The 3,414-nt window shown below is 68.0% G+C and carries 5 protein-coding genes; 3 read left to right on the top strand and 2 right to left on the bottom strand.

Annotation, left to right across the window (positions count from 1 at the left end):
• Positions 1–232: 232 nt before the first annotated feature.
• Complete coding sequence (locus tag ABZ193_RS43455; protein ID WP_017985244.1) at positions 233–619, bottom strand: cold-shock protein; 387 nt, start codon at positions 617–619, stop codon at positions 233–235.
• Positions 620–782: 163 nt separating this feature from the next.
• Between ABZ193_RS43455 and ABZ193_RS43450 the strand changes: the two genes are divergently transcribed.
• Positions 783–1,013 (top strand): hypothetical protein, encoded by a 231-nt coding sequence (locus tag ABZ193_RS43450; protein WP_017985245.1) that lies wholly within the window; start codon positions 783–785, stop codon positions 1,011–1,013.
• Here ABZ193_RS43450 and ABZ193_RS43445 read toward each other — a convergent pair.
• Positions 970–1,602 carry an HAD family hydrolase gene (locus tag ABZ193_RS43445; RefSeq protein WP_354714670.1) on the bottom strand — a complete coding sequence of 211 codons (633 nt, stop codon included), beginning with the start codon at positions 1,600–1,602 and terminating at the stop codon, positions 970–972. The two genes, ABZ193_RS43450 and ABZ193_RS43445, sit on opposite strands and share 44 nt — an antisense overlap.
• A gap of 118 nt (positions 1,603–1,720) precedes the next feature.
• Here ABZ193_RS43445 and ABZ193_RS43440 point away from each other — a divergent pair, with 118 nt between their 5' ends.
• The gene (locus tag ABZ193_RS43440; RefSeq protein ID WP_020416907.1) at positions 1,721–2,326 is read left to right on the top strand and encodes a TetR family transcriptional regulator; all 606 of its coding nucleotides are present in this window, start codon (positions 1,721–1,723) and stop codon (positions 2,324–2,326) included.
• Positions 2,327–2,331: 5 nt separating this feature from the next.
• On the top strand, positions 2,332–3,294 hold the full coding sequence (locus ABZ193_RS43435) for a R2-like ligand-binding oxidase (protein WP_020416908.1): 963 nt from the start codon (positions 2,332–2,334) through the stop codon (positions 3,292–3,294).
• Positions 3,295–3,414: the final 120 nt, after the last annotated feature.

Raw genomic sequence — 3,414 nt, 5'->3', positions numbered from 1 at the left:
GGGACTTGAACCCCCACGCCCTTTACGGGCACTAGCACCTCAAGCTAGCGCGTCTGCCATTCCGCCACTCGGACCTGTTCTTCTCTTGTGGGGAAAGCGTGCCTTGACCCGGTGGCTCGGCAACCGATTTGGCTGGGGATCGGGTTGCGGGAGAGGGGTGGCTCGTGAGGTGAGCAGCTTGCGTTGCCGGGTGCGGTTGTGTGGTGGCCGGCGGCTCCCTCTGTGACCCGGCTTACGGGTCGAGGTCGCGGGCCACCGCGCGCATCACTTCCGCGATCCGTTTGGTGTTCTTGCGGTCGGGGTAGCGGCCGCGGCGCAGGTCCGGCTGCACCTTCATCTCGAGCAGCTTGATCATGTCCTCGATCAGGCCGTGCAGCTCCTCCGCCGGGCGGCGGCGCGCTTCGGCGACCGAGGGCAGGCTGTCGATCAGCCGAACGGACAGGGCCTGCGGGCCACGACGGCCGTCGGCGACGCCGAACTCCAGCCGCTGGCCTGCCTTGAGTGCCTCGACCCCTTGGGGGAGCGCGGTCTTGCGGATGTAGACGTCCTGGCCGCCGTCCTGGGTGACGAAACCGAACCCCTTCTCCGCGTCGTACCACTTGACCTTGCCGGTCGGCACTGCCCTCACCGTTCCTTCGCTCTGAGTAAGTCATCTCGCGTACCGGCGGCACGTGACCGCCCTGCACGACGAACGCGCCCTGGGCGTACCCAGGACGCGTATCCGCCAGCCTATCCCGGTATGCGCCCTCCGGTGAAGAAGATATGGGTTCTAACCTTGTGCCATGGATACTCCGGCCAAGACTTCCCCGCGCAAGCCGTTCCTCATGCGGCTCGGGATCGGTGTGTTCGCCGTCGGCGTGCTGGCCGTGCTGGCTGTGTTCGTCCTGTTCGCGTTCGGCCTGCGGGACCTCCCGGTGTGGCTGAGCGCCGTCGCCGGGGTGGCCACTCCCCTCGGCATCGCCCTGTCGCTCATTTCACTGGTTCGCGAGCACCGGAAAGCGGCTGCCGGCTGAGCCAGGCCGGGAACTCCGCCAGGCTCTCGAAGACCACCTCGGCCCCCGCCTCCAGCAACTCGTCGCGGGTGCAGGGGCCCGTCGTCACACCCACCGGCACCGCACCGGCAGCCAGCGCACCCCGCACGTCACCCAGGTGATCACCGGCGTAGATCGTCGCGCCGTGCTCGCGCAGCGCCACCGCCTTGCCGTCCGACCACAGCTCGCCCACGAGCACGTCGACGGCGAGGCCGAGCGCCTTCACGTGCAGCGCCGCGTTCGGGCCGTACTTGCCGGTGACGACGACCGTGCGACCGCCGGCCTCGTGCACCGCGGCGAGCGCCTCGTGCGCGCCGGGCAGGGCGACGGTCTCCGGGATCACGATCTCCGGGTACAGCTGGCGGAACCGGTCGACGAGCGCGCCGATGCGGTCTTCGGGCGCGCCGAAGTCACGCAGCACCATGTCCAGCGGCGGGCCGAGGTTGGCGGCGAAGTGCTCACCGTCCAGCGGAAGGCCCGCCTCCTCGCCGAGCGCGTTCATCACCGCGACCATGCCCGGCCGTGGATCGATGAGCGTCATGTCCAGGTCGAATCCGACGGCTGTTCCCACGACAGCCACGGTAGCCGGACCCACCGACAGTTCCGGCCGGCATCTCACAACCGCTTTACATTGACGCCGTTCGGGTCAACTTCCTTGACACCAGAACAACGTGTGTCAAGCTGTTCTTGTGACTGAGATCACCGACTCGTTCGTGGAGCGGACCAGGACTTCGCTCCGGGAGACCCTGCTCGACGCGGCGGCCGACATCCTGGCGGCGCGGGGCTACGCGGCCCTGCGGATGGCGGACGTGGCGTCGGCGGCCGGCGTCAGCCGTCAGACGGTCTACAACGAGTTCGGCAACAAGAACGCGCTCGTGCAGGCGGTCGTCCTGCGCACCACGGGCGAGTTCCTGGACGGCATCCACCAGCGGTTCGCGTCGGCGCCCGATCTGCTGACCGGCATCCGGGGCGCGGTCACCTACACGATCGAACACGCCAGGGAGAACCGCCTGGTCGCCTCCGCGCTGGGCACGCCCCAGGGCGAGGACCTGCTGCCGCTGCTCACCACCCGGGGTGAGCCGGTGCTGTCCGCGGCGATGGCCACCGCCGCGACGCACTACCGCCAGTTCCTTCCCACCCTCAGCACCGAGGCCGCGAACCTGCTCGCCGAGACCGCGGTGCGGCTCTCGTTGAGCCACCTGGTGCTGCCGACCCATTCCGCGGCCGAGGCGGCCGACCTGGTCTGCGCCGCGCTCGCACCGGCCATCACCCACTACTCGTCCACAATGGAGTGAGCGACATGACTGGAACCCTGCCCGCGCACCGCACCGGATTCGCCTCGCTGCGCCGGGGCGGGCTGAACTGGGATTCGTTCCCGTTGCGCCTGTTCGTGAAGGGGAACCGGAAGTTCTGGAACCCGGCCGACATCGACTTCAGCAAGGACGCCGAGGACTGGCAGACCCTCACCGACGAGGAGCGCCGGTCGTCGACGTACCTGTGCGCGCAGTTCATCGCCGGCGAGGAGGCGGTGACGGAGGACATCCAGCCGTTCATGAAGGCGATGGCCGCCGAGGGCCGGTTCGGCGACGAGATGTACCTGACCCAGTTCTGCTTCGAGGAGGCCAAGCACACGGAGGTCTTCCGCCGGTGGATGGACGCGGTGGGGCTGACGGAGGACCTGACCTCGTACGTGAGTGAGAACCCGCACTACCGCAAGCTGTTCTACGAGGAGCTGCCGGAGTCGCTCGCCGTGCTGGAGCACGACCCGAGCCCGCTGAACCAGATCCGCGCGAGCGTCACCTACAACCACGTGATCGAAGGCAGCCTGGCGCTGACGGGCTACTACGCGTGGCAAAAGGTCTGCACCACGCGCGGCATCCTGCCCGGCATGCAGCAACTGGTGAAACACATCGGCGACGACGAACGTCGCCACATGGCGTGGGGCACCTTCACCTGCCGACGACACATCGCGGCCGACGATTCCCTGTGGGACGCGGTCCAGCAGCGCATGGGCGAACTGCTGCCGCACGCGCTCGGGATGATCCAATGGGTGCAGGACCAGTTCGAAGAGCCGCGCCCGTTCGACAACGACCCGCAGGAGTTCATCGAGTACGCGGCCGACCGGGCACAACGCCGCCTAGGCGCCATCGAATCGGCACGGGGCGTTCCGGTGGGCCAGATCGACCTGGACTACTCCCCCGAGCAACTGGAAGAAACGTTCGGCGAAGAAGACGCCAAAGCACTGGCAAACGCAGTGAGCTAAGCGCGCAGCGCAAGGCTTTGAACAAAACCCGAGCTGGGTGGTCATCCCGTCGCCTGACACGCAACGATCACCTTGAGCCAGGGCCGCAACCCAGGCCGCCAACCGGCAGCCGAACATGCC

The sequence above is a fragment of the Amycolatopsis sp. NPDC006125 genome (genome assembly GCF_040614195.1).
GTDB lineage: Bacteria > Actinomycetota > Actinomycetes > Mycobacteriales > Pseudonocardiaceae > Amycolatopsis_E > Amycolatopsis_E tucumanensis.
This window is presented reverse-complemented; position numbering and strand designations above follow the sequence as displayed.

What these genes read in the sequence shown, in the direction of transcription:
- ABZ193_RS43450 (WP_017985245.1), top strand. Translation starts at nt 783, where the DNA reads ATGGATACTCCGGCCAAGACTTCCCCGCGCAAGCCGTTCCTCATGCGG.
- ABZ193_RS43435 (WP_020416908.1), top strand. Translation starts at nt 2,332, where the DNA reads ATGACTGGAACCCTGCCCGCGCACCGCACCGGATTCGCCTCGCTGCGC.